We start from the raw sequence: 24,284 nt of genomic DNA on the forward strand, positions 1-24,284 counted from the left end.
GTTGGTCTAGCCGGCGCGCTTGGCCGCGATGGCGTTGCCGGCGCGGCTGGCGCCTTTGCGGCCCAGGAACTGCGAGATGAACTGGCCGGCATCGACCACGATATCGAGGTCGATGCCGGTTTCGATTCCCAGTCCCTGCATCATGTACAGCACGTCCTCGGTGGCCACGTTGCCGGTGGCGCCTTTCGCGTACGGACAGCCGCCCAGGCCCGACACCGACGAGTGGTAAATCGAGATGCCCAGCTCCAGGCTGGCGTAGATGTTGGCCAGCGCCTGTCCATATGTATCGTGGAAGTGGCCGGACAAACCGTCCAGCCGGAAGGCGCGGATCGCCGTCTCCATCACCGCCTGCGTCTTGCGCGGCGTGGCCACGCCGATGGTGTCGGCGATGTCGATCTCGTCGCAGCCCAAATCGCGCATGCGGCCCACCACGTCGGCCACCGCGTCCAGCGGCACCTCGCCCTGGTATGGGCAGCCGAACGAGCAGCTGATGCTGCCGCGCAGGCGCAGGCCGTTGTCCTTGGCCGCCTTCGCCACGCCTTCAAAGCGCGCGATCGATTCGGCGATCGAGCAGTTGATGTTCTTTTGCGAGAACGCCTCCGAGGCCGAGCCGAAGATCACCACCTCGTCTGCCTTCGCCGCCAGCGCCGCCTCGAAGCCCTGCATGTTCGGCGTCAGCGCCGAGTAGACCACGCCCGGCTTGCGCGCGATCGCGGCCATCACCTCTTTGCTGGTGGCCATCTGCGGCACCCACTTCGGCGACACGAACGACGCCGCCTCGATGTTCTGGAAACCGGCGCTGGTCAAACGGTTCACCAGTTCGATCTTCACCTCGGCGGGCACGCTCTCTTTTTCGTTTTGCAGGCCGTCGCGCGGGCCGACTTCGACGATCTTTACCTGTTTCGGCATACTGCTCATATCAATATCCTCGTTTGCGGTCGACCACGCCGGCGACGGTTTCGCCTTGCGCGGTCTTGCGGATTTTTTCGGTGATTTGCTGCACGCTCTCGCGGCGCAAGGTCAGCGCCGAGATGTGCGGCGTGATCGTGATGCGCGGCTCCTGCCAGAACGGATGCTGCGCCGGCAAGGGCTCGTTGCGGAACACGTCGAGCGTGGCGGCGGCGATGTGGCCGGACTTGATCAGCGTGAGCAGGTCCGGCTCGGCCAGATGGGCGCCGCGCGCCACGTTGATCAGGTACGAGCCTTGCGGCAGCTTGCACATATTGGTGCGGTTGACCAGGTTGTTGGTCTCCGGCGTCAACGGCAGCATGCAGACCAGCACGCGGCTGCCGCGCAGGAAGGTGTCCAGCCCATCGGCGCCATGGAAGCACTGCACGCCCGGCATGCTCTTCTCGCTCCGGCTCCAGCCGCGCAGCGGGAAGCCGAACGGCGCCAATGCCTCCAGCACGCGCGTGCCCAGCACGCCCATGCCCAGCACGCCGACGGAGAAGTCTTCCTTCGGATGCTGGGGCAGCGGCAGCCACTGGCCGGCGCGCGCCTGGGTTTCGTATTCGTCGAAGCGGCGGAAGTAGCGCAGCACCGAGTAGGTCACATACTCCGCCATCTGCAGCGCCATGCCGGCGTCTTCCAGGCGGATGATGGGAATGTGCGGCGGCAGCGCGTCGCTGAACTTGAGCAGCGCGTCCACGCCGGCGCCGGTGACGAAGATCGCCTTTACCTGCGCCAGTTCCGGCAGCATCGCCTCCGGCGGCGACCACACCACCGCGTAGTCGCAGCCCTGGGTTTTTTCGCCGGCGTGCCAGATTTCGACTTCGGCTTCCGGCAGGTACTTCGCAAAGTCCTTGATCCACGGTTCGGTCTTGCCGTCCGCGCGATGTAAAAGAATACGCATGATGTCCTCCTTTACGCCGTCTTGAACGCCAGCAGCGGTGCGCCATCGGCCACCTGGTCGCCCACACCGTACAGAACTTCGTCGACCACCCCATCGTGCGGCGCGGCGATGGTGTGTTCCATTTTCATGGCTTCCATGATGACCAGGGCGTCGCCCTTCTTGACTTCCTGTCCTTTGGCGGCCAGCACCGCGACCACCTTGCCCGGCATCGGCGCGGTCAGGCGGCCGCCTTCGGCTTCGGTCTCGCCGGCGTGCGCCATGGGATCATTGTAGGCCAATGGATAGTGTGCACCGTTGGTGAACACGTGCAGCATGTCGCCGTCGCGGCGCACGGTGCCGTGCACGGCCTGCTCGCCCAGCTTGATGCTGAAATCGTGGCCGTCCTGGGACATCAGGCTCAGTACCTGCGGCTGAGCCGTGCCGACGCTGAACAGCCAGTCGGCGGCGCGGTAGCTGACGTTGACGCCGTACGGCTGGGCCGCCGCCGTGAATTCGTCGCCGAAGGACAGCGCGCGCACGTACGGATGGTTCATGCGCCAGCCCAGCGCCTGGCCCCACGGGTCGGCGGCGTTGGCGCCGGATTGCGCGGCTGAGCGATCCTTCTCGGATTCGATCAGCGACACGGCGGCCAGCGCCAGCGCGGCGTCCGGCGCCGCGTGCGCGGCCGGGAACAGCGCGTCGTGGTTTCGTTCGATCAGGCCCGTGTCCAGGTCGGCCGTCGAGAAGGCCTGGCCTTCGACCAGGCGTTTCAGGAAGGCGATGTTGGTGGCCAGGCCGACGATCTGGTACTGCGACAGCGCCTGCGCCATGCGGGCCAAGGCCTGCTTGCGGTCCGCGCCCCAGACGATCAATTTGGCGATCATCGGATCGTAGAACGGCGAGATGGCATCGCCGGCGCGCACGCCGGAATCGATACGCACGCCGGCCGGCAGGTTGACGGCGCCGCCCAGCTCAAAGGCGACCGCGCCCGGCGTCTCCATGTGGCGCAAGGTGCCGATCGACGGCAGGAAGCCCTTCTCCGGATTCTCGGCGTAGATGCGCGCTTCGATCGAGTGGCCGTTGATGGCCAGCTCGTGCTGCTGCTTCGGCAGCGGCTCGCCTGCGGCCACGCGTAGCTGCCATTCCACCAGGTCGGTCCCGGTGATCATTTCGGTGACGGGGTGTTCGACCTGCAGGCGGGTGTTCATCTCCATGAAGTAGAACGAGCCGTCCTGATTGGCGATGAACTCCACCGTGCCGGCGCCGACGTAGCCCACGGCCTTGGCGGCGGCTACCGCCGCTTCGCCCATCGCCGCGCGGCGTTCCGGCGGCATGTTCGGCGCCGGCGCTTCCTCCAGCACTTTCTGGTGGCGGCGCTGCACCGAGCAATCGCGCTCGAACAGGTAGATGCAGTTGCCGAGGGTGTCGGCAAAGACCTGGATTTCAATGTGGCGCGGGCGCTGGAGGTATTTCTCCGCCAGCACCTTGTCGTCGCCGAAGGAGCTGATCGCCTCGCGCTTGCAGGACGCCAGCGCGTCCTTGAACTGCGCCGAGTTCTCGATCACGCGCATGCCCTTGCCGCCGCCGCCGGCCGAAGCCTTCAGCAGCACCGGGTAGCCGATCTTGTCGGCCTGCGCGTGCAGGAAGTCGGCGTCCTGTTGCTCGCCGTGGTAGCCGGGAACCAGCGGCACGTTGGCCTTCTCCATCAGCTGCTTGGCGGCGGACTTGGAACCCATCGCGCGCATGGCCGACGCAGGCGGACCAATAAACACAAGGCCCGCTTCGGCGCAGGCATCGGCGAATTCGGCGTTCTCGGACAGGAAGCCGTAGCCGGGGTGGATCGCCTGCGCGCCGGTGGCCTTGGCGACGGCGATGATTTTTTCGCCGCGCAGATAGCTTTCCTTGGCGGCGGCGGGGCCGATCAGCACCGCCTCGTCGCACACCGCCACGTGCTTGGCGTTGGCGTCCGCCTCCGAGTACACGGCGACGGTCTTGATGCCCATGCGGCGCGCGGTGGCGGCCACACGGCAGGCGATTTCACCACGGTTGGCGATCAGTATTTTTGTGAACATGGTCTCTCTCTTTGCAGCTTATGGCTGGAAGTTTTTTTATAGTGTGGCGAATCGACGGGCTGGATCAGCAGCCGCACTTTTCCTTCGGTGCCGAGTCCAGCACGGCGCCACGGGTTTTCAGGCCCAGTTTGTTCAACAACGCGCGGTCGTCTTCCGCTTCCGGGTTGTCGGTGGTGAGCAGCTTGTCGCCGTAGAAGATCGAATTGGCGCCGGCCAGGAAGCACATCGACTGCACCGCCTCGCCCATCTGGCGGCGGCCCGCCGACAGACGCACGCGCGCCTTCGGCATGGTGATGCGGGCCACGGCGATGGTGCGTACGAATTCGAACGGGTCCAGCGGGTCCATGCCGTACAGCGGCGTACCTTCCACCTGCACCAGATGGTTGACCGGCACCGATTCAGGATACGGATTCAGGTTGGCCAGTTGCGCGATCAAGCCAGCGCGCTGCAGGCGCGATTCGCCCATGCCGACGATGCCGCCGCAGCAGACCTTCAGGCCCGCTTCGCGAATGCGGCCCAGCGTGTCCAGGCGGTCCTGGTATTCGCGGGTCGAGATCACGTTGTCGTAGAACTCCGGCGCGGTGTCCAGGTTGTGGTTGTAGTAATCGAGGCCGGCGGCCTTCAGGCGCTCGGCCTGTTTTTCTTCCAGCATGCCCAGCGTGGCGCAGGTCTCCAGGCCCAGCGCCTTCACTTCGCGCACCATCTCCTCGACCTTGTCCATGTCGCGGTCTTTCGGGCTGCGCCACGCGGCGCCCATGCAGAAGCGGGTGGCGCCGTTGTCCTTGGCCTGGCGGGCCGCATCGAGCACGGTGTCGATGTCGAGGATCTTCTTGGCCTCGACGCCGGTGTCGTAGCGTGCAGCCTGCGGGCAGTAGCCGCAGTCTTCTTCGCAGCCGCCGGTTTTGATCGACAACAGCGTGGCCAGTTCGACGTCGCCGTCCGGGAAGTTGGCGCGGTGGGTTTGCTGCGCGCGGAACATCAGGTCATTGAACGGCAGGTCGAACAGGGCCATCACGTCTTCCAGCGGCCACGTCGCGGCGGGCGGCAAGGTGATGGCGGCCGTCGGACGGTGCAGCGCTACGGTTTTAGGTTCTTGGAGAGTGTTCTGGGACATCGTGTTTCCTTCTTCGTTCAAAGTTTGTTTTGAGCTGGCCAGTTGGGCAGCTGCGTAAAATCGATATATGCGGCGGCGGCTTGCGCGCCCGGTTCGGCCAGGCGCGGCACGCGGCCCAGCAGCGGTGCGCTGATGCGCTGTTCCAGCGCGGCGACGTTTTCGTCGGCGAAGGCCATGTCGTCCTGCGTTTCGTTGGCGACCCAGCCGGCTAGGCGCAAGCCGCGCGCTTCGATCGCTTCCACCGTCAGCAGCGCGTGGCTGATGCAGCCCAGCCGCAGGCCGACCACCAGCACCACCGGCAGGTCGAGCTGCTCGGCCAAATCGGCGGTGTCGAAATCGTCGTTGAGCGGCACGCGGAAGCCGCCCACGCCCTCCACCACCGAGGCGTCGGAGGCGGCGTTGATTTCGATGTAGGCGGCCAGGATGGGCACCGGCGAAATCGTCACGCCTTCCAGCGCGGCGGCGATGTGCGGCGCGGCCGGCTCCTTCAGCAGGAATGGCGTGGTGATCGACTGCAGCAGGTGGACATTGCCGGCGGCGGCCAGCTGGTCGCAGTCGTCGTTGTGCCAGGCGCCGTCGCGCAGTTCGGCGCCGGCGGCCACCGGCTTCATGCCGCAGGCGCGCACGCCGGCCTGCACCAGCGCGTGCAGCATCGCCGATGAGACCAGCGTCTTGCCGATTTCGGTATCGGTGCCGGTGACGAAGCAGCTGAACCGGGGCGGAATGCCGGTGGCGGTTGGCGCGGGCTGCACCTGCGTTTGAGGTGTGACCACGGCTATGACGGGATCGTCGAGACTCATATCAAGTCCTTTCCAATGCGTTGATCGCGGCTATCAGCTTGGCGACTTCCATGCTGCTATGGCCCGCCGACAGGGTCACGCGCAGGCGCGAGGTGCCCGGCGCCACGGTCGGCGGGCGGATGGTGCCGACCCACAGGCCCTGTTCGTACAAGGCCGCGCCGGCGCGCATGGTCTCGGCATTATCGCCGATCAGGATGGGCTGGATCGCAGTCATCGAGGGCATGCGCTGCCAACGCTTGAGGCGCAGGCCATCGTCCAATTGTGCCACCAAAGCCTGAAGCTGTGCGCGCCGGCTGCGGCCTTCGTCGCCTTCCAGCAGTTCGAGGCTGGTCAGCAGGGCGTGCGCCAGCGCCGGCGGGGTGGCCGTGGTGAAGATGTAGGGGCGGGCTTTCTGGATCAGCGTTTCGATTACCGTCTCGTGCGCGGCCACGAAGGCGCCGCTGACGCCGGCCGCCTTGCCCAGCGTGCCCATATAGACCAGGTTGGGCGAGCGCAGGTTGAAGTGCTCCAGCGCGCCGTGGCCGTTGGCGCCCAGCGTGCCGAAGCCGTGGGCGTCGTCCACCACCAGCCAGGCGCCGTGTTGTTCGCACAAGGCCAGCAGCTGCGGCAGCGGTGCGAGGTCGCCGTCCATGCTGAAGACGCTGTCCGTCACTACCAGTTTGGTAGCGGCGTTGGAGGCGGCCAGCAGCTGCGCCAGCGCTTCCAGGTCGGCATGCGGGTAGACCTTGACGTTGGCGCGCGACAGGCGGGCGCCGTCGATCAGCGAGGCGTGGTTCAGCGATTCGGAGAAGATGTCGGCGTCGCGGTCGGCGGCGGTCAGGCCGGTGACGATGGCCAGGTTGGCCATGTAGCCGGTGCAGAAGGTGAGCGCGCGCGGCGATTCCAGATGGGCGCCGACGAATTCCACCAGCCGTTCCTCCAGCATGGCGTGGGCGCGGCCATGGCCGCTGATCAGGTGCGAGGCGCCGCTGCCGACGCCATACATCGCCGCGCCTTCCTGTAGCGCGAGCTTGATGCTGCGGTGGTTGGCCAGGCCGAGGTAGTCGTTGGTGCAGAAGGCCATCAGTTCGCGGCCGCCGACCGATACGCGCGGGCCGCAGGGTGTGTCGACCGTGCGGCGGGTGCGGATCAGGTCTTGTTCTTCCAGCGCCTGCAGCTGGCGTTTGAGTTGGTTCAGCATTTCCATGGTCAGCCCGCCATCACTTGGTTGAACACGGCCAGCGTGTTGGCGGCGAGGCCGTCGATTTCCTCGTCGTTGAGGATATACGGCGGCATCATGTAGACGGTGGCGCCGATGGGGCGCATCAGCAGCTCGTGCTCCACCGCCGTGGCGAAGAAGCGGCGCGAGAAGTCCGGCGTGGCGTCGATGGCGTCGAAGGCCCAGATCATGCCGCGCTGGCGGAAGTGGCGCACCTGCTGGTGCTGCGCCAGCGGTTGCAGCGCTGCGGTCAGGCGCGCGGCCTTTACGCGGTTGGTTGCCAGCACGTCGTCTTCCTCGAAGATCTGCAGTGTCGCCAGCGCGGCGCGGCAGGCCAGCGGGTTGCCGGTGTACGAGTGCGAGTGCAGGAAGCCGCGCGTGACGTCGTTGCTGTAGAAGGACTGGTAGATCTCGTCGCGCGTCATCACCAGCGACAGCGGCAGGTAGCCGCCGCTGATGCCCTTCGACAGGCACAGGAAGTCCGGCCATACGCCGGCCTGCTCGCACGCGAAGAAGGTGCCGGTGCGGCCGCAGCCGACGGCGATTTCGTCGAGGATCAGGTGGACCGCGTGGCGGTCGCACAGTTCGCGCACCAGCTTGAGGTACAGCGGGTCGTGCATGGCCATGCCGGTGGCGCATTGCACCAGCGGCTCGATGATGATAGCGGCGATCTTGTCGGCGCGTTCGAGGAACAGGCGTTCGACGTCGGCGGCGGCTTTGCGGGCCATGTCTTCGGCGGTTTCGCCTTCGGCGGCGTTGCTGGCGTCCGGCGACATCACTGTCTGCGAGGCGCGCAGCAGCGGGCCGTAGGCGTCCTTGAACAGGGCGACGTCGGTCACGGCCAGCGCGCCGATGGTCTCGCCGTGGTAGCTGCCCTTGAGGCAGACGAATTCCTGCTTGCCGTCCTTGCCGTTGTTGCGCCAGGAGTGGAAGCTCATCTTCAGCGCGATTTCCACCGCCGAGGCGCCGTCGCTGGCGTAGAAGGTGTGGCCGAGCACATGGCCGGTCAGCGCCGACAGTTTTTCCGACAGCTCGATCACCGGTTCGTGCGTGAAGCCTGCCAGCATCGCGTGTTCCAGCGTGTCCAGCTGGTCCTTCAGCGCCGCGTTGATGCGCGGGTTGGCGTGGCCGAACAGGTTCACCCACCAGGAGCTGATCGCATCGAGGTAGCGGTGGCCTTCATGGTCGACCAGCCAAGCGCCCTTGCCGCTCTTGACCGGAATCAGGGGCACGGTTTCGTGGTGCTGCATCTGGGTGCACGGATGCCATACGCTGCGCAGGCTGCGTGCTACCCAGTCGCTTTGTTTATTCAATTCCAAAACTGCTCCAGACTTTTTCTAGCTTAGCCAATTTGGCTTGCGCTTCTCCAGGAACGAGGCCACGCCTTCGCGGCCCTGTTCCGAGGCGCGGATATGGGCGATGCGCTCGGCGGTGTCGGCCAGCAGCGCATCGTTGACGGTCTGCCCGACCACCTCGCGCACCAGCACCTTGGCTTGTTGCACGGCGTTCGGGCTGTTGTTGACCAAGGCCTTGACGATCTCCGCCACCTTGGCGTCGAGCGCGTCGGCGGCCACCACTTCGTGCGCGAAGCCGATGCGCAGCGCTTCCTGCGCGCCGAACCGTTCGGCGGTGAGGAAGTAGCGGCGCGACGCGTTCTCGCCCATGGCCTTGATCACGTAGGGCGAAATGGTGGCGGGGATCAGTCCCAGTTTCACTTCGCTCAGGCAGAAGTTGGCCTGGTCGACCGCGACGATGATGTCGCACGCGGAGACCAGGCCCATGCCGCCGGCGTAGCAATCGCCCTGCACCTTGGCCACCACGGGCTTGGGACACAGGTAGATCGTGCGCAGCATCTCCGCCAGTTGCAGAGCGTCGGCATGGTTTTCGGCGTGCGTGTAGCCCGCCATTTTTTTCATCCAGTTCAAATCGGCGCCGGCGCAGAAGGCCGGGCCGTTCGCGGCCAGCACGATGGCGCGCAGGTCGTCCTCCGCACCGAGCTCGCCGAAGGCTTGCGTGATCTCGGCGATGGTGGTTTCGTTGAAGGCGTTGCGCACGTCGGGGCGGTTCAGCGTGACGGTGGCGACTTTTCCTTCGCGGCTGATGGTCAGCGTGGTAAAGCTCATCTCTAGTCCTTGATCTTGTATTTGATTTCGGTCGGCATGCCGACGCTTTGCAGGAAGCGCGTGGTCTCCGGCAGCCAGATGGCCACGCCGTCCGGGCTGGAGCTCATGGTGTGCGCGTCGCGCTTGAAAGGTCCATAGGCCACCAGCTGCGCCTTGCCGCCGGCGCCGGTGTAGGCGGCGTACATGTCGGCCGCCAGCCGGGGGCCGAAGTGCGTATCGTTGGCGCCGTAGAACCAGATGGTGGGCGTGGTGCCGACCGCGCCGTAGGCCTTGAAGGCGTTGACCAGCGCGGCCTGCCAGTCGCAGTGCGAACGGCTGTTGACGCCACCGGCGAAGTTGATCACGCCCCGCACGCCGCTGATGTTATGGCTGCCGGCGGCGATGGCCGTCAGGCCGCCGTGCGACTGGCCGGCCAGGATCACGTGCTGCTGGTCGGCCCAGGGCTGCTTCATCACGTAGGCCATCGCGGAGTACAGCGACGCCGCCTGGTCCTCGCCGTTTTCCCGCGCCTGGCAATGGGAGTTGACATAGGTGCCGCCGGAACCGGCGAAGCCCATACGCATCGGTATCACCACCGCGTAGCCGCGCTTGACGAACTCGCGGCTGATGACGGGGTAGCGGGCGCGCGCTTGCTGGTGGGCGTCGCCGCCGTCCTTCCCGTGGTTCATGAACAGCACCGGGAACGGGCCGTCGCCGGGCGGTTTGAAGATGGTGGTTTGCAGAGTGATGTCGGCGCCGGCGATCTTCGCGGGAATCGCGATCACCTGCTCGCCCATGCCCGCATCGACCGCCGGCACATGGATGGCCTGCGCCGAAGCGCATGCCGCCGCCAGCAGCGGCGCGGCCAGTCCTTGTCGGTATCGGGTCTGCGAGGTCATCGTCCGCTTACATCCTGAAGACGCCGAACTTGGTGTCCGGGATTTCGGCGTTGAGCGCGGCCGACAGGCCCAGGCCCAGCACCATGCGGGTGTCGGCCGGGTCGATCACGCCGTCGTCCCACAGGCGCGCGGTGGCGTAGTACGGGTGGCCCTGGTGTTCGTACTGCTCCTTGATCGGCTGCTTGAACGCGGCTTCCTCCTCCGCCGTCCACGAGCCGCCCTTGCCTTCGATGCCGTCGCGCTTGACGGTGGCCAGCACCGACGCGGCCTGGTCGCCGCCCATGACGGAGATGCGGGCGTTGGGCCACATCCACATGAAGCGCGGCGAGAAGGCGCGGCCGCACATGCCGTAGTTGCCGGCGCCGAAGCTGCCGCCGATGATGACGGTGAACTTGGGCACGGCGGCCGTCGCCACGGCGGTCACCATCTTGGCGCCGTTGCGGGCGATGCCTTCGTTTTCGTATTTGCGGCCGACCATGAAGCCGGTGATATTTTGCAGGAACACCAGCGGGATCTTGCGCTGCGCGCACAGCTCGATGAAGTGCGCGCCCTTCAGCGCGGACTCGGAGAACAGGATGCCGTTGTTGGCGATGATGCCGACCTTCATGCCGAAGATGTGGGCGAAGCCGCAGATCAGGGTGGTGCCGTAGCGCGCCTTGAATTCATCGAACTCGCTGCCGTCGACGATGCGGGCGATCACCTCGCGCACGTCGAACGGCTTGCGGGTGTCGACCGGGATCACGCCGTACAGTTCTTCGGTGGGGTACTTCGGTTCCGACGCCTCGCGCAACGCGCCCTGCTGGGGCTTGGTGCGGTTCAAATTGGAGACGATGGTGCGGGCCAGCGACAGCGCGTGCAAATCGTTCTGCGCCAGGTGGTCGGCCACGCCGGACAGGCGCGTGTGGACGTCGCCGCCGCCCAGGTCTTCGGCGGTGACCACTTCGCCGGTGGCGGCCTTCACCAGCGGCGGGCCGCCCAGGAAGATGGTGCCCTGTTCCTTGACGATGATCGATTCGTCGCTCATCGCCGGCACGTAGGCGCCGCCGGCGGTGCAGGAGCCCATCACCACGGCGATCTGCGGGATGCCCTTGGCCGACAGGTTGGCCTGGTTGTAGAAGATGCGGCCGAAGTGGTCGCGGTCGGGGAATACGTCGTCCTGGTTGGGCAGGTTGGCGCCGCCCGAGTCCACGAGATAAATGCACGGCAGGTTGTTCTGGTCGGCGATCTCCTGCGCGCGCAGGTGCTTCTTGACCGTGATCGGGTAGTAGGTGCCGCCCTTGACGGTGGCGTCGTTACAGACGATCACGCACTCCTGGCCGGCCACGCGGCCGATGCCGGTGATGATGCCGGCGGCCGGTGCGGCGTCGACGCCGTTGGCGTCCTGGTACATGCCGTAGGCGGCCATCTGCGACAGTTCGAGGAAGGGCGTGCCGGGATCGAGCAGCATCTGCACGCGGTCGCGCGGCAGCAGCTTGCCGCGGGCGACGTGCTTGGCCGACGCCGCCTCGCCGCCGCCCAAGGCGATCTTGGCGACCTTGTCGCGCAGGTCGTCGACGACGGCCTGCATGGCGGCCGCGTTGGCCTTGAAATCCTCGCTGCGGGGATTGAGTTTGCTTTCGATCTGCGGCATTGCTTTTCCTTTTTTCTGCGCGGTGTCTCCGCCGCGTCCTGATGATTTATTCTGGAAAACTACCGTCAACGTAAAACCAGCGCAGCCCGCCTTCGGCCGGCTCGCGCACAAAGTTGCTGATCTCGTGCAGGCGCTGCGCCCGGCCATTGGTCTTGAATCGGGCGACAAACTCCACCGTATCCTTGGTCGGGGCGGCGTCTTCTGCTTTACGTTGACGTAAACGTAAAGCAGATTTTACCTCAAGTCCCAGCCACTGCAATTTTTCTTCCTTGCTCATGATGGGCTCGGCCGGACGGGTGCTGGCGTGCCAGGTGGCCATCAGGTAGGGCTCGTTGCGCTGCACATAGGCGGTATAGCGCGAGCGCATCAGCGCCTCGGCGGTGGGCGGGATGGCGGCGCCGGCGATGTACGGGCCGCAGCAGCTCGCCAGGGAGGGGCCGCCGCAGGGGCAGGTGGCGGGCGCGGTGGACTTCTTGGACATGGGTTTGGATGGTGGGGCTGGTGTAACGATCCAGCATTATCCGCCAAAAGGCCGCATTCCGCCGGGCTTGCCGTTCTGCTATGTGAACAAATATTGTTATTTTCAACCCCACATGTTTTCTGTAACGCTATTACACTAGAGGCGTGAGGAGATATGAATGAGCCAGAGCAGTTTTGAATTCAAGGCGGACGCCAACGACAGTACGCCGCTGTACATGCAGATAGCCCGCAAATTGAGCGATGATGTGCACAACGGCCGCTATCAGGTGGACCAGGCGCTGCCGTCGGAGCGGACCTTGTCGGAGTTGCTGAATGTGTCGCGGGTGACCGCGCGCAAGGCCATCGACCAGCTGGTGGACCAGGGACTGGTGGTGCGTCGCCGCGGATCGGGCAACTATATTGCGCCGCGCATCGAGCAGCCGCTGTCCAACCTGACCAGTTTTTCCGAGCAGTTGCAGCAGCGCGGCCACATTCCCGGCTCGCGCTGGCTCAAGCGCGCGGTGGTGACGCCGACGCCGGAAGAACAGCTGAGCCTGGGCCTGTCGCCGTATTCCAAGGTGGCGCGGCTGGAGCGCCTGCGCCTGGCCGACGACGTGGTGATGGCGTACGAAGTGTCGGTGCTGCCGCAGACCGTGCTCAACGATCCGAACGCTGTGGGCGCCTCGCTGTACCAGTATCTGGAGAGCATCGGCCAGGCGCCGGCGCGCGCGCTGCAGCACATCCGCGCGATGAACGCTTCGGCCGAGCTGGCCAAGCAACTGGGTGTTCCCGAGGGGCAGGCGGTGCTGTACATTACCCGTATTGCTTATCTGGAATCGGGCGAGGCGATGGAGCTGACGCATTCTTATTGCCACAGCGATCACTATGATTTCGTCGCGGAGATGCGTCGCGCCACGTAACATAAAACCTATGCTAAAAACCGAAACGCCGAGTACACAGCACGCGCAGCTGGACCAATATTCGGTTGAGGCATTGGTGGCGGCGCTGGTCGACGACCAGACGCAGGCGCTGCGCGCGGTGCAGGCAGCCGAACCCAGCATCGGCGCCGCCGTGCACGCGATGGCGCCGCGCATCGCCGCCGGCGGGCGCTTGATCTATGTCGGCGCCGGCACGTCGGGGCGGCTGGGCATCCTCGACAGCGTGGAGCTGTTCCCCACTTTCTCCTGGCCGCATGAGCGCGCTGTCGCCCTGTTGGCCGGCGGCCTGGGCGCGATGTTCGAGGCGGTCGAAGGGGCCGAGGACGACCGCGCCAAGGGCGCCTCCGACTTGAGGCTGCTGTATCCGGTGTATAACGACGTGGTGTTGCTGGTGGCGGCGTCGGGCACCACGCCGTATGTGCTGGGCGCGTTGCAGGCGGCACGCACGGTGGGCGCGCTGACGGTGGGCATCGCCAACAACCCCGGCACGCCGCTGACGGCCGGCGCGGACATCGGCATCACCATCGACACCGGGCCGGAAGTAATCTCCGGCAGCACGCGGCTGAAGGCGGGCACGGCGCAGAAGGTCGTGTTGAACACCTTGTCGAGCGCGTTGATGGTGCGGCTGAACAAAGTCTACGGCAACCTGATGGTCGACATGCACGCCACCAACGTCAAGCTGGTCGAGCGCGCGGTGCGGCTGACCATGCACGCCACCGGCGTCGACGCCGCCATCGCGCGGGGCGTGCTGGAGCGGTGCCATTTCCACGTCAAGGTCGCCATCGTCGCGCTGCTGAAAAACACCTCCATCGAAGACGCGCAAAACCTGCTCGACGCCTCGGACGGCAATGTCCGCAAGGCCATCAAATAAGTGGGGTCAAAATAAGTGGGGTCAAGTCTGACATTCGGACACGAGCTCTGCCGTAGCCGCGCGTCTACGGCAGAGCTCGTGTCCGAATGTCAGACTTGACCCCAAGTTGAAAGGCGGTATGAAGCAACAACGCAATGCCTGGGCCTGGGTGCCCAGTATTTCCTTCAGCCAGGCTGTGCCTTACGTCGCGGTGATGATGCTGTCGACCGTGATGTACAAGAACCTCGGCGTGTCCAATACCGACCTGGCGTTTTATACCGCGTGGCTGTATCTGCCGTGGGTGATCAAGCCGCTGTGGTCGCCCATCGTCGAGCTGTTCGGCACCAAGCGGCGCTGGATCGTCCTGCTGCAACTGCTGACCGGCGCGGCGCTCGCTTCGGTGGCGCTGACCTTGCACCTGCCCGATTTCTTCCGCGTCAGCCTGGCCGTGCTGTGGCTGATGGCCTTCAGCTCGGCCACCCACGATATCGCCTCCGACGGCTACTACATGCTCGGCCTGCCGACCCAGCACCAGCAGGCCGCCTTCGTCGGCGTGCGCAGCGCGTTCTACAAGCTGGCGATGATCTCCGGACAAGGCGGCCTGGTCTACCTGGCCGGCAGGCTGGCCACGTCCAGCGGCGATCCCGCCTGGGCCTGGTCCATTGTGTTCGGCCTGATGGCGGCCCTGATGCTGGCCCTGGGTTCGTATCACCAACTGATCCTGCCCCGCCCCGATACCGACCGCAGCCACGCGGCCGGCGGCGCGCTGTGGCAGGATTTCCTGCGCACCTTCCACAGCTTCTTCCAGAAGCCGGGCATCAAGGCCACGCTGGGCTTCCTGCTGCTGTACCGCCTCGGCGAGGCGCAGTTGCTGAAGATGGCGGCGCCCTTCCTGCTCGATCCGCGCGCGCAAGGCGGCCTGGGCCTGAGCACCGAGACCTTCGGCGTGGTCTACGGCACCGTCGGCGTGTGCGCGCTGGTGCTGGGCGGGCTGGCCGGCGGCGTGGTCATCTCCCGCTTCGGCCTCAAGCGCAGCTTGTTGCCGATGGTGTTCATCATGCACGTGCCGGACCTGGTGTTCGTCTACCTGGCCACCGCGCTGCCCACCGACACCACGCTGATCTCCGCCTGCCTGGCGGTGGAACAGTTCGGCTACGGCTTCGGCTTCTCGGCCTTCCTGCTGTACATGGTGCTGGTGGCGGACGGCGAGCACAAGACCGCGCATTACGCCATCTGCACCGGTTTCATGGCCCTCGGCATGATGTTGCCGGGGATGGTCAGCGGCTGGATACAGCAGCACCTGGGTTATCAACATTTCTTCATCTGGGCCTGCATTTCGACCCTGCCCGCGTTCGCGATGACGGCGCTGGTGCGGATCGATCCCGAATTCGGCAGGAAATAAACGGCAAGCGCATTACAATACGGGTGCTCAACAGATTCGGGGAATGGTTTTGGTTTTTAATGCAAAGAAGCGGCTGACGCTGTCTGCCGGCGTGGCCGGCGCCCTGGCCGTGTTGCTGGACGGTTGTTCCAGCACACCGATAGCACCCGCCCCGGAGGCCGGCTCCGCGCCGCGTCCACCGGCGCCCGGCAACACCGCGCCCCCGGCGCCGGTCGACCTGAACATGCCGCCGCCGGCGCCGCGCGAGTTCCGCGCCGCCTGGGTGTCGACCGTGGCCAACATCGATTGGCCCAGCCGCAATAATCTGACCATGGCCAAGCAGCAGGCCGAGGCCCTCGCCATCCTCGACCGCGCGCAGGCGCTGCACCTGAACGCCATCGTGCTGCAGGTGCGGCCAAGCGCGGACGCGATCTACCCGTCCGAGCTGGAGCCGTGGTCCGAGTTCCTGACCGGCCAGCAGGGTCGCGCACCCGCCACCGCCTGGGATCCGCTGCAATTCTGGATCGAACAGGCGCACGCGCGCGGACTGGAGCTGCACGCCTGGTTCAACCCCTACCGCGCGCGCCACGCGACGGCCAAGTCGCCGCTGGCGCGCAACCACATCGGCAGCACCAATCCGGAGGTGGTCAAGTCCTACGGCCGCTACCTGTGGATGGATCCGGGCGAGGCCGCCGCCTCGCAGCACACGCTGGACGTGGTGCTGGACGTGGTGCGCCGCTACGACATCGACGGCGTCCACATCGACGATTATTTCTATCCCTACCCGATCGACACGGCCGGGGCGGACGGCGTGGTGCTGGACGCCGGCGCCAGCCCGAAGCAGGAGCTGGAGTTCCCGGACCAGCCGTCGTGGCAGCGCTACCTGTTGGGCGGCGGCACGCTGGACCGCGCCGGCTGGCGCCGCCAGAACGTCAACTCGCTGATCGAGGCGCTCTACCTCGGCATCCACAAGGAAAAGAGCTGGGTGCGTTTCGGCATCAGTCCCTTCGGCATCGGCCGCCCGGACCGGCGCCCGGCCGGCATCGTCGGCTTCAGCCAGTACGACAAGCTGTACGCGGACGCCGAGCTGTGGCTGGCCAACGGCTGGCTCGACTACCTGGCGCCGCAGCTGTACTGGCCGGTGGCGCAGGCGCCGCAGGCGTTCGACGTGTTGCTCGACTACTGGCTGGTACAGAACACGCGCGCGCGCCACGTCTGGCCGGGCCTGTACACCAGCCGCATCGACAACAGCGCCAAGGCCTTCGCGCCGGAGGAGATCGTCAAGCAGATCGGCGTCACGCGCAGCCGCGCCGGCGTGCAGGGCCACCTGCACTTCAGCATCGCCGCGCTGATGGAGAACCGCAAGGGCATCGCCGACCAGCTGCGCGCGCAGACCTACCAGACCGCCGCGCTGGCCCCGGCCAGTCCGTGGCTGGGCGCGGAACTGCCGTTGGCGCCGGCCGTCGCGGTGCGGCGCGAGGGCAATGGCGTTGGACTGAAACTGTCGGCCGGCGCCGGCCAGCCGGTGGCGCACTACGCGATCTGGTCGCGCTACGGTTCGGAATGGCGCTTCGCGGTGGCGCCGGCCTCGCGTCCCGTGCTGCTGCTGCCGGACGACGCTGCGGCGGGCGCGGCGCAGGCGGTGGTGGTCAGCGCGATCGACCGCCTGGGCAATGAAAGCGAACGCGTCAGTGTCATGCGCTGACCATCACGGGAGCGCGACATGGGCGAGCTGGGACTGGGCATTGACGCGGGCGGCACGCAGACCCGCTGGGCGCTGGCCGACGCGGCGGGCGCGATCGTGGCCGAGGGCGCGGTGGCCGGCCTGTCCGCCACGCAGATGGGCAGCACCGCCGGCCGCGACGCGGTGCGCGGCATTTTCTCGCTGCTGGCGGCGCAGGTGCTGGCGGTGGGCAAGCCGCAAGCCGTGTGCGCCGGCCTGACCGGCTTCGACGGCCTGGCCACGCTGCCCGCGCAATGGCTGGCCGAGCTGCTGCAAGTGGCGCCGCCGTCGGTCGCGCTGCGCAACGATGTGGAAATCGCCTACCTCGACAGTTTCGCGCCCGGCGAAGGCTACCTGGTCTACGCCGGCACCGGCTCCATCGCGGCCTGGATCGCCGGGGACGGCACGTTCCACCGCGCCGGCGGACGCGGCGTGACGCTGGACGACGGCGGCGGTGGCTTCTGGATCGCGCGCGAAGCGATGCGCCACATCTGGCGGCTGGAGGACGAGCAGCCCGGCGCCTGGCAACAATCGCCGATGGCGCGCGCGGTGTTCGAGCAGGTCGGCGGCAGCGATTGGGCCTTGTCGCGCCAGTTCATCTACGGCCAGGACCGGGGCGCCATCGGCCGGCTGGCCCTGGCCGTGGCCGCCAGCGCGGATGCCGATCCGGTGGCGCGCGCCATTCTCGAACAGGCCGGCCGCGAGCTGGCGCGCATCGGGCTGGCGCTGGTGGGCCGCTACGGACCGCGCCCCCTGGTGCTGAGCGGCCGGGCCGCCACGCTGCACCCGCTGATCGCGCAGGCGATGCGGGCGGCGCTACCGCCGGAACTGCCGCTGCGGCAAAAAGAAACACAGGCGCACCACGCGGCGGCCCGCATTGCACTACACTCACGGAATTGAAACGTTGCCGAGACCGCTAATGATGAAGCTCCTGCCGCTTGCCGCCCTGTCCACCGCCGTCGCCCTGCTGGCCGGCTGCGCCACCGTGCCGCCTCCCGGGCCGCGCCTCGACACCACGCTGACGGCGCGCAGCCAGAGCGACCGCATCAAGTACATCATCCTGCACTACACGGTCAGCGACCTGCCGCGCTCGATCAAGATCCTGACCCAGCAGGAAGTCAGCGCCCACTACCTGCTGACCGACACCGACCAGCCCTTCTTCTACACGCTGGTGGACGAATCGCGCCAGGCCAACCATGCCGGCCTGAGCAGCTGGAAGATCTACAACCAGCTCAATTCGGCGTCGATCGGCATCGAGATCGTCAACCCCGGCTTCGTGGACACGCCGCAGGGCCGCGTGTACGCGCCGTTCAAGCAGGCGCAGATCGACCAGCTGATTTTGCTGCTGAAGCAGATCGTCGCGCGCCACGACATCAAGCCGGAGAACATCCTCGGCCATAGCGACATCGCGCCGCAGCGCAAGCAGGACCCCGGCCCGATGTTCCCGTGGAAGCAGCTGGCCGACGCCGGCCTGGTCGCGTGGCCGGAGCCGAGCCGCGTGGCCGCGCGCTTGCAATTGTTCCAGCAACAGGTGCCGGATGTGGCGTGGTTCCAGCGCAAGCTGGCTCAGCATGGCTACGCGGTGCCGCAGACGGGCGAGCTGGACCAGGCTACCCGCAACGTGATGGTGGTGTTCCAGTCCAAGTATCGGCAGTCGCTGTACGACGGCGAGCCGGATGCGGAGACGGCGGCCATCCTCGATGTGCTGACCAGCCCGCTGCCTGTGCAGATGGCGGTGCCACCGACCGTGATGCCGCCGCCGCAACCGGCGCCGGGCACGTTGCCGACCGAATAATCCGTTGGGAGCGCCGCATGGCATTCACCATCACCTGTGAAGAAATCGCCGGCCACCCCGAGTTCCGGCGCCTCGACAGCATCGCCGGCATCGCCGTCGACCTGCGCTACGCCACGCCGGACAATTTCGTCGGCCGCGACCTGTACTCGCCGCTCGATTGCGCCTGGCTGCACAACGATGCGGCGGCCGCGCTGGAGCGGGTGGTGGCGTGGCTGGCCGAGCGCCGGCCCGACTGCAAGGTGCTGGTGCTGGACGCGCTGCGTCCGCAGCGGGTGCAGGAGCAGCTGTGGCTGGCGCTGCAGGGCACCGAGCTGCTGGGCTACATCGCCGATCCGGCGCGCGGCTCGATCCACTCCTTCGGCATGGCGCTGGACCTGACCCTGCTGGACGCGCAGGGCCGCGAGCTGGACATGGGCACCGGCTTCGATGATTTATCGGAACGCTCGCATCCGGCGCTGGAGGCGGCATTGCTGGCGCGCGGCGAGCTGAGCGCGCAGCAGATCGCCAACCGCCGCCTGCTGCGCGACGCCATGTTCCAGGCCGGCTGGGTCGGCATCAACAGCGAATGGTGGCACTTCGATTGCGGCGACCGCCAGCTGGTGCGACGCGACTACATCCGCGTGCTGTAGCTTTTACCCCGCACGGTAGGCATCAACGATCCACCATCGCCATGCGCTCCTTGCTGTAGCGCGGGCCGGACACCTGCTTGAGCGCGTTATCCAGCACCGCCATCTCGGTCGCATCCAGCGTGATCTCCGCCGCCGCCACGTTCTGCTCCAGGAAAGTGCGCCGGCGCGTGCCGGGGATGGTGACGATGTCGTCGCCCTTTTGCATGGCCCAGGCCAGCGCGATCTGCCCCGGCGTGACCAGGCGATGATCGGCCAGCTCGCGCACGATGGCGGCCGCCTCCATGTTGCGGTCGAAGTTCTCGCCCTGCAGGCGCGGGTCCAGATGGCGGAAATCGCTGGGCGGATATTCTTCCGCGCGCTTGGCGGTGCCGGCCAGGAAGCCCCGTCCCAGCGGACTGAACGCCACCAGCCCGATGCCCAGCTCGCGCAGCGCCGGCAGCACGTCGGCCTCCAGGTTGCGCTCCCACAGCGAATACTCGCTTTGCAGCACGCTGATCGGGTGCACCGCATGGGCGCGGCGGATGTTGGCCACGCCCGCCTCGGACAGGCCCAGGTAGCGCACCTTGCCCTCGCGGACCAGCTCGGCCATGACGCCCACCACCTCCTCGATCGGCACCAGCGGATCGATGCGGTGCTGGTACAGCAGGTCGATGTGGTCGGTGTTCAGCCGGCGCAGCGAGCCCTCCACCTTCTCGCGGATATGGGCCGGATCGCTGGTCACGCCGACCGTCTTACCGTCGCGGATGTCGAAGCCGAACTTGGTGGACAGGATCACCTCGCTGCGCCGGCCGGCGAAGGCGCGGCCCAGCAGCGCCTCGTTGTCGTAGGGGCCGTATTGCTCGGCCGTGTCGAAGAAGTTGATGCCCAGTTCGATCGCGCGATGCAGCGTGGCGACCGCCTCGGTCTGGTCGGCCGGCCCGTAGGTATTGCTCATGCCCATGCAGCCCAGACCCTGCGCCGATACCGTCAGGCCCTGGCTGCCTAAAGTGCGTTGTTTCATGGTGACTCCCTGCGTGATGTGGTGCTTTCAGTATGGCGATCGCACAAAAAATACACAATCCACATACAATGCAAAGCATTGTTGATGCAGCTGCAAAGGTGGGGCAATGGAAATGTTGAAGGAGATGGCCATCTTTGCACAGGTGGTCGACAGCGGCGGATTCTCGGCGGCGGCGCGGCAGCTGGAGCTGACCACGTCGGCGGTCAGCCGCCACGTCTCGCGGCTGGAGGGGCACATGGGCGGACGCCTGCTGCAACGGACAACCCGCTCGCTGTCGCTGACCGAGCTGGGGCAGCAGGTACACGCGGCCTGCGCGCGCATGGTCAGCACGGCGCGCGAGGTGCATGCGCTGGCCGGCAGCTACAGCGCGCGGCCGAACGGCACCATCCGCGTCAGCGCGCCCATCGTGCTGGGCCAGGTGTGGCTGGCGCCCAGGCTGCCGGGCTTCCTGGCGCGCTATCCCGAGGTCGATGTCGAACTCCAGCTGGTGGACCGCAAGATCGACCTGATCGAGGAGGGCATGGACCTGGCGATCCGCATCGCCACCGAACTGGCGCCGGGACTGGCGGCGCGCACGCTGGGGCCGGTGAGCTATGTGCTGGTGGCGTCGCAGCAGTACCTGGACGCTCATGGCGAGCCGCAATCGCCGCACGAGCTGCCGGCGCACCAGTGCAGTTATCTGGGCTACGCGCGCTTCGGCGACGCCTGGAGCATGCGGCGCGGCGGCGAGACGGCCAGCATCCGCGTGCCGTCGCGGCTGACGATCAACAACAGCGGGGCCTTGCTGTCGGTGGTGGAGGCGGGCGGCGGCATCGGCCTGGTGCCGGATTTCACGGCGCGTCCGGCGCTGGCGCAGGGGCGGGTGCGGCGGGTGCTGCCGGAGTGGAGCTTCGACCAGCCGTACGCCGGCACCGTGCACGCGGTCTACATGCCCGGCCCCCACCTGGCGTTGAAGGTGCGGGCGTTCATCGACTATCTGGTGGAGGAAGGGTTGCCGGGGATGTAGCTGGCGCCGCTGCGGGCCACCCAGTCGATCACGCCATCGAGCACGGTGCGGCCGGCGCCGTTGGCGACGTGCTCGTCGTTCAGGATGGCGACCACGATGCAGGGCTGGTTGTTGGCGTCGGTGACGTAGCCGGCGATGGCGATCACGCTTTTCAGGCTGCCGGTCTTGACGCGGGCGCGCAGCGCGGCCGGGCTGTCCTTGAGGCGCTTGCGCATGGTGCCGTCGGTGGCGGCGATCGGCAGGCTGGACAGGAACTCCGGCATCCACAGGCTCTTCAGGCCAGCTTGCAGCACGCCGGCCAGTTGCGCCGGCGTGGCGCGCTCGGTGCGCGACAGGCCGGAGCCGTTGTCGAACACCAGTCCGTTGGCGTCGATGCGCTGGCTTTGCAGCCAGGCGCGGATCGCGGTTTCGGCGCGCATCGGCGTGCTGGCGGCGCCGCCGTCGGGGGGAATCGGGCGGCTGCCCAGCACGGGGTCGGCTTGCAGGCTGCCCAGCATCAGGAACACCGTGCGGGCCAGGGTGTTGTCCGAGAATTTGTTGATGTCGCGTAGCATTTCTGGCAGCGGGCGGGAGACGTGCTCGGCCAGCAGGCGGGTGGCCGGCGCGGACGGAGTGTCGGCGTTCGCGGCAGGGCTGGCGTCTGAGTCCGGGCTGGCGGCGGGCGAGGCGGCCACGGTGGCGGCCGGCGTGGCCGTAGCCGTGGTCGCGGCTGACGCGTCGGCCTCGCGCACCTCGCCGCTGATGCTGCCGCCCAGCTTGCGCCAGGTGGCGCGCAGCAGGCGCTCCAGGTAGTCGTGGTGGTCCATCACGTCGACGCTGGTCGACTTGATGCAGTTCTTCGGGAAGCTGCCATGCAGCACCACCTCGATCTTGTCGCCGCTGCGCGTCACGTCCGGCGAACGCCAGCCGGCCTCCCACGATCCGCACGGCCCGTCGCTGAGCTTCATGTCAGAACGGATGCCGACCTTTTCCATTTCCGGCATCATCACCAGGCCCAGCTTGTTGCCGGTCGAGCGCATTTCCACTTTCAGCAGATTGGTGTTGGTCAGCAGCGCGTCGGGAATCACGTTGTAGTAGGCCCATGGATACTCGTCGAACGGCGGCTGGCCCATGTCCGGGCGCGCCGGCTGGAACAGCTGCCGGTCCAGGATCACGTCGCCCTTGATCTTGCGGATGCCTTGGTTGCGCAGCGCTTGCAGCATGTGCAGCAGCACGTCCTCGTTCAGGTCGACATCGCCGCCGCCGCGCAGGATCAGGTCGCCCTGCAGCACGCCGTTGACCAGCTCGGCGCTGGTGCGGAACTCGGTGCGGGCGCGGAAGGCCGGCCCCAGTTGCTCCAGCGCCGTCATCGTGGTGAACAGCTTCATGGTGGACGCCGGCTGCATGCTCTGCTGGGCGTTGTGCGAGACCAGCGTGGTGTCTCCGCGCATGACGACGATGCCGGCGGCCACCGGCGGAATATTCGCGGCCTGCAGCAGCGCGCTGATGGACTCCGGCAGGTCGGCGGCGTGGGCGGTGCCGGCGGCGATCAGCGCGGCGAGGATGAGGCGACGGAACATGGTTATCCGATTCAATGGAAGAAAACGTAAGCGACAAAAATCGCGGCGATGACGCCGGCCAAATCGGCGATCAGGCCGCAGGAGATCGCGTAGCGCGTCTTGCGTATGCCCACCGAGCCGAAGTACAGCGCGACGATGTAGAAGGTGGTGTCGGCCGAGCCGTTGAACACGCAGGCCAGGCGGCCGACGAACGAGTCCACGCCGTAGGTACGCATGGTGTCGATCATCATGGCCTTGGCGGCGCTGCCGCTGAGCGGCTTCATCAGCGCGGTCGGCAGCGCGGGTACGAAATCGGTGTTGATGCCGAGCTGGACGAACACCCAGTTGAAACCGTCCACCACGTAGGCGAACACCCCGGCGTTGCGGATCACGCTGATGGCCACCAGCATGCCGACCAGGTAGGGAATCACGGTGATCGAAGTCTGGATGCCGCCCTTGGCGCCTTCGATGAAGGCCTCGTAGACGTTGACCTTGCGCCGCAGCGCGCCGATGATGAAGCCGGCGATCACCACCATCAGCACCAGGTTGCTGAAGACTTTGGAGAACGTTTCGATCTCGGTCTTGGTCATGTAGTGCGTGAAGGTCCAGACCATGCCGGCGATGGCGGCCGCCGTCCCGCCCAGCCAGCTCAGCACCACGCCGTTGAACAGGTTGATGCGCTGGCGGATGGCGACGGTGATGATGCCGGTCACGGTCGCCACGTAGGTCGCGATCATGCAGGGGATGAAGATGTCCGAAGGATCGGCCGCGCCCAGGATCGAGCGCTGCGCCATGATCGCCAGCGGGATCAGCGTCAGGCCCGAGGTGTGCAGCACCAGGAACATGATCTGCGCGTCGGTCGGCTCGTCCTTGCTGGGGTTGAGGGTTTGCAGGCTTTCCATGGCCTTCAGGCCGAACGGCGTGGCCGCGTTGTCCAGGCCCAGCAGGTTGGCCGAGAAGTTCATCACCATGTGGCCGGTGGCCGGATGGTTCTTCGGCACGCCGGGGAAGATGCGCGAGAAGAACGGCGCGATCAGCCGCGCCAGCAGGTCGATGGCGCCGGCCTTTTCGCCGATGTTCATGATGCCCAGCCACAGCGTCATCACGCCGGCCAGCGGCAGCGCGATGTCCATCACGCAGGCCCTGGCGGAGTCGAAGGTGCCGTCGATGATGCGTTTGAAAATCTCGGTGTCGCCCGTCAGGAGGAACTGCGCCAGCGCTGCCACAAAGCCGACCAGGAAGAAGCCGGACCAGATGTAATTGAGCGACATATCGAGTATTTTTCCTGAAAGCAGTGGGCGATCCGCAAAGTATAGCGG

Annotated in this window: 22 protein-coding genes; 8 read left to right on the plus strand and 14 right to left on the minus strand. The window is 66.7% G+C overall.

The window, feature by feature from the left end; all coding sequences use genetic code 11:
- Positions 1–6: 6 nt before the first annotated feature.
- The 11 genes from HUX88_RS12915 to HUX88_RS12965 form a co-directional block, all read right to left on the minus strand.
- Entirely contained in the window at positions 7–918 is a 912-nt protein-coding gene (locus HUX88_RS12915; RefSeq protein ID WP_176362036.1) for a hydroxymethylglutaryl-CoA lyase, read from the minus strand.
- Position 919: 1 nt separating this feature from the next.
- The gene (locus HUX88_RS12920) at positions 920–1,852 is read right to left on the minus strand and encodes a glyoxylate/hydroxypyruvate reductase A (RefSeq protein ID WP_117012258.1); all 933 of its coding nucleotides are present in this window, start codon (positions 1,850–1,852) and stop codon (positions 920–922) included.
- Positions 1,853–1,863: 11 nt separating this feature from the next.
- A complete protein-coding gene (locus HUX88_RS12925; RefSeq protein WP_176362037.1) occupies positions 1,864–3,903 on the minus strand; it encodes an acetyl/propionyl/methylcrotonyl-CoA carboxylase subunit alpha in 2,040 nt (679 codons plus the stop codon).
- A 64-nt stretch (positions 3,904–3,967) separates the two neighbouring features.
- Positions 3,968–5,017: a biotin synthase BioB gene (gene bioB / locus HUX88_RS12930; protein ID WP_117012256.1), complete on the minus strand. Its 1,050-nt coding sequence runs from the start codon at positions 5,015–5,017 to the stop codon at positions 3,968–3,970.
- Between the two features lie 17 nt (positions 5,018–5,034).
- The gene (bioD, locus tag HUX88_RS12935; RefSeq protein WP_117012255.1) at positions 5,035–5,817 is read right to left on the minus strand and encodes a dethiobiotin synthase; all 783 of its coding nucleotides are present in this window, start codon (positions 5,815–5,817) and stop codon (positions 5,035–5,037) included.
- Between the two features lies 1 nt (position 5,818).
- A complete protein-coding gene (gene bioF / locus HUX88_RS12940) occupies positions 5,819–7,003 on the minus strand; it encodes an 8-amino-7-oxononanoate synthase (protein ID WP_176362038.1) in 1,185 nt (394 codons plus the stop codon).
- A gap of 2 nt (positions 7,004–7,005) precedes the next feature.
- The gene (gene bioA / locus HUX88_RS12945) at positions 7,006–8,334 is read right to left on the minus strand and encodes an adenosylmethionine--8-amino-7-oxononanoate transaminase (RefSeq protein WP_176362039.1); all 1,329 of its coding nucleotides are present in this window, start codon (positions 8,332–8,334) and stop codon (positions 7,006–7,008) included.
- 18 nt (positions 8,335–8,352) lie between these two features.
- Complete coding sequence (locus HUX88_RS12950) at positions 8,353–9,138, minus strand: enoyl-CoA hydratase/isomerase family protein (RefSeq protein WP_117012252.1); 786 nt, start codon at positions 9,136–9,138, stop codon at positions 8,353–8,355.
- A gap of 2 nt (positions 9,139–9,140) precedes the next feature.
- Complete coding sequence (locus tag HUX88_RS12955) at positions 9,141–10,016, minus strand: dienelactone hydrolase family protein (RefSeq protein ID WP_176362040.1); 876 nt, start codon at positions 10,014–10,016, stop codon at positions 9,141–9,143.
- Positions 10,017–10,023: 7 nt separating this feature from the next.
- Positions 10,024–11,646, minus strand: coding sequence for a carboxyl transferase domain-containing protein (locus tag HUX88_RS12960; RefSeq protein WP_176362041.1), 1,623 nt, complete (start codon positions 11,644–11,646; stop codon positions 10,024–10,026).
- Between the two features lie 46 nt (positions 11,647–11,692).
- On the minus strand, positions 11,693–12,127 hold the full coding sequence (locus tag HUX88_RS12965) for a YchJ family protein (protein WP_176362042.1): 435 nt from the start codon (positions 12,125–12,127) through the stop codon (positions 11,693–11,695).
- Positions 12,128–12,284: 157 nt separating this feature from the next.
- Here HUX88_RS12965 and HUX88_RS12970 point away from each other — a divergent pair, with 157 nt between their 5' ends.
- The 7 genes from HUX88_RS12970 to HUX88_RS13000 all read left to right on the plus strand — a co-directional run bounded on the left by HUX88_RS12970 (position 12,285) and on the right by HUX88_RS13000 (position 19,421).
- Positions 12,285–13,025 (plus strand): GntR family transcriptional regulator, encoded by a 741-nt coding sequence (locus HUX88_RS12970; protein ID WP_117012246.1) that lies wholly within the window; start codon positions 12,285–12,287, stop codon positions 13,023–13,025.
- 10 nt (positions 13,026–13,035) lie between these two features.
- Positions 13,036–13,914, plus strand: coding sequence for an N-acetylmuramic acid 6-phosphate etherase (gene murQ / locus HUX88_RS12975; RefSeq protein WP_117012245.1), 879 nt, complete (start codon positions 13,036–13,038; stop codon positions 13,912–13,914).
- A gap of 118 nt (positions 13,915–14,032) precedes the next feature.
- Positions 14,033–15,295 (plus strand): MFS transporter, encoded by a 1,263-nt coding sequence (locus HUX88_RS12980; RefSeq protein WP_176362043.1) that lies wholly within the window; start codon positions 14,033–14,035, stop codon positions 15,293–15,295.
- Positions 15,296–15,338: 43 nt separating this feature from the next.
- Positions 15,339–16,979: a glycoside hydrolase family 10 protein gene (locus tag HUX88_RS12985; RefSeq protein ID WP_176362044.1), complete on the plus strand. Its 1,641-nt coding sequence runs from the start codon at positions 15,339–15,341 to the stop codon at positions 16,977–16,979.
- A gap of 18 nt (positions 16,980–16,997) precedes the next feature.
- Entirely contained in the window at positions 16,998–17,897 is a 900-nt protein-coding gene (locus HUX88_RS12990; protein WP_176362045.1) for an N-acetylglucosamine kinase, read from the plus strand.
- A 22-nt stretch (positions 17,898–17,919) separates the two neighbouring features.
- On the plus strand, positions 17,920–18,792 hold the full coding sequence (locus tag HUX88_RS12995; protein WP_176362156.1) for an N-acetylmuramoyl-L-alanine amidase: 873 nt from the start codon (positions 17,920–17,922) through the stop codon (positions 18,790–18,792).
- 17 nt (positions 18,793–18,809) lie between these two features.
- Positions 18,810–19,421: a M15 family metallopeptidase gene (locus HUX88_RS13000; protein ID WP_176362046.1), complete on the plus strand. Its 612-nt coding sequence runs from the start codon at positions 18,810–18,812 to the stop codon at positions 19,419–19,421.
- Positions 19,422–19,443: 22 nt separating this feature from the next.
- Here the strand turns inward: HUX88_RS13000 and HUX88_RS13005 are convergent, their stop codons facing one another.
- Positions 19,444–20,421 (minus strand): aldo/keto reductase, encoded by a 978-nt coding sequence (locus HUX88_RS13005; protein ID WP_176362047.1) that lies wholly within the window; start codon positions 20,419–20,421, stop codon positions 19,444–19,446.
- A gap of 106 nt (positions 20,422–20,527) precedes the next feature.
- On the opposite strand from HUX88_RS13005, the gene HUX88_RS13010 reads away from it, so the two are divergent.
- Positions 20,528–21,427: a LysR family transcriptional regulator gene (locus HUX88_RS13010; RefSeq protein ID WP_176362048.1), complete on the plus strand. Its 900-nt coding sequence runs from the start codon at positions 20,528–20,530 to the stop codon at positions 21,425–21,427.
- On the opposite strand, the gene dacB is transcribed toward HUX88_RS13010, so the two are convergent.
- On the minus strand, positions 21,394–22,986 hold the full coding sequence (gene dacB / locus HUX88_RS13015) for a D-alanyl-D-alanine carboxypeptidase/D-alanyl-D-alanine-endopeptidase (protein WP_176362049.1): 1,593 nt from the start codon (positions 22,984–22,986) through the stop codon (positions 21,394–21,396). The two genes, HUX88_RS13010 and dacB, sit on opposite strands and share 34 nt — an antisense overlap.
- A gap of 11 nt (positions 22,987–22,997) precedes the next feature.
- Positions 22,998–24,236, minus strand: coding sequence for a nucleoside recognition domain-containing protein (locus HUX88_RS13020; RefSeq protein WP_117012235.1), 1,239 nt, complete (start codon positions 24,234–24,236; stop codon positions 22,998–23,000).
- Positions 24,237–24,284 lie beyond the last annotated feature (48 nt).

The sequence above is a fragment of the Duganella sp. BJB1802 genome (assembly GCF_013369445.1).
Taxonomy (GTDB): Bacteria; Pseudomonadota; Gammaproteobacteria; order Burkholderiales; family Burkholderiaceae_D; genus Rugamonas; species Rugamonas vulcania_A.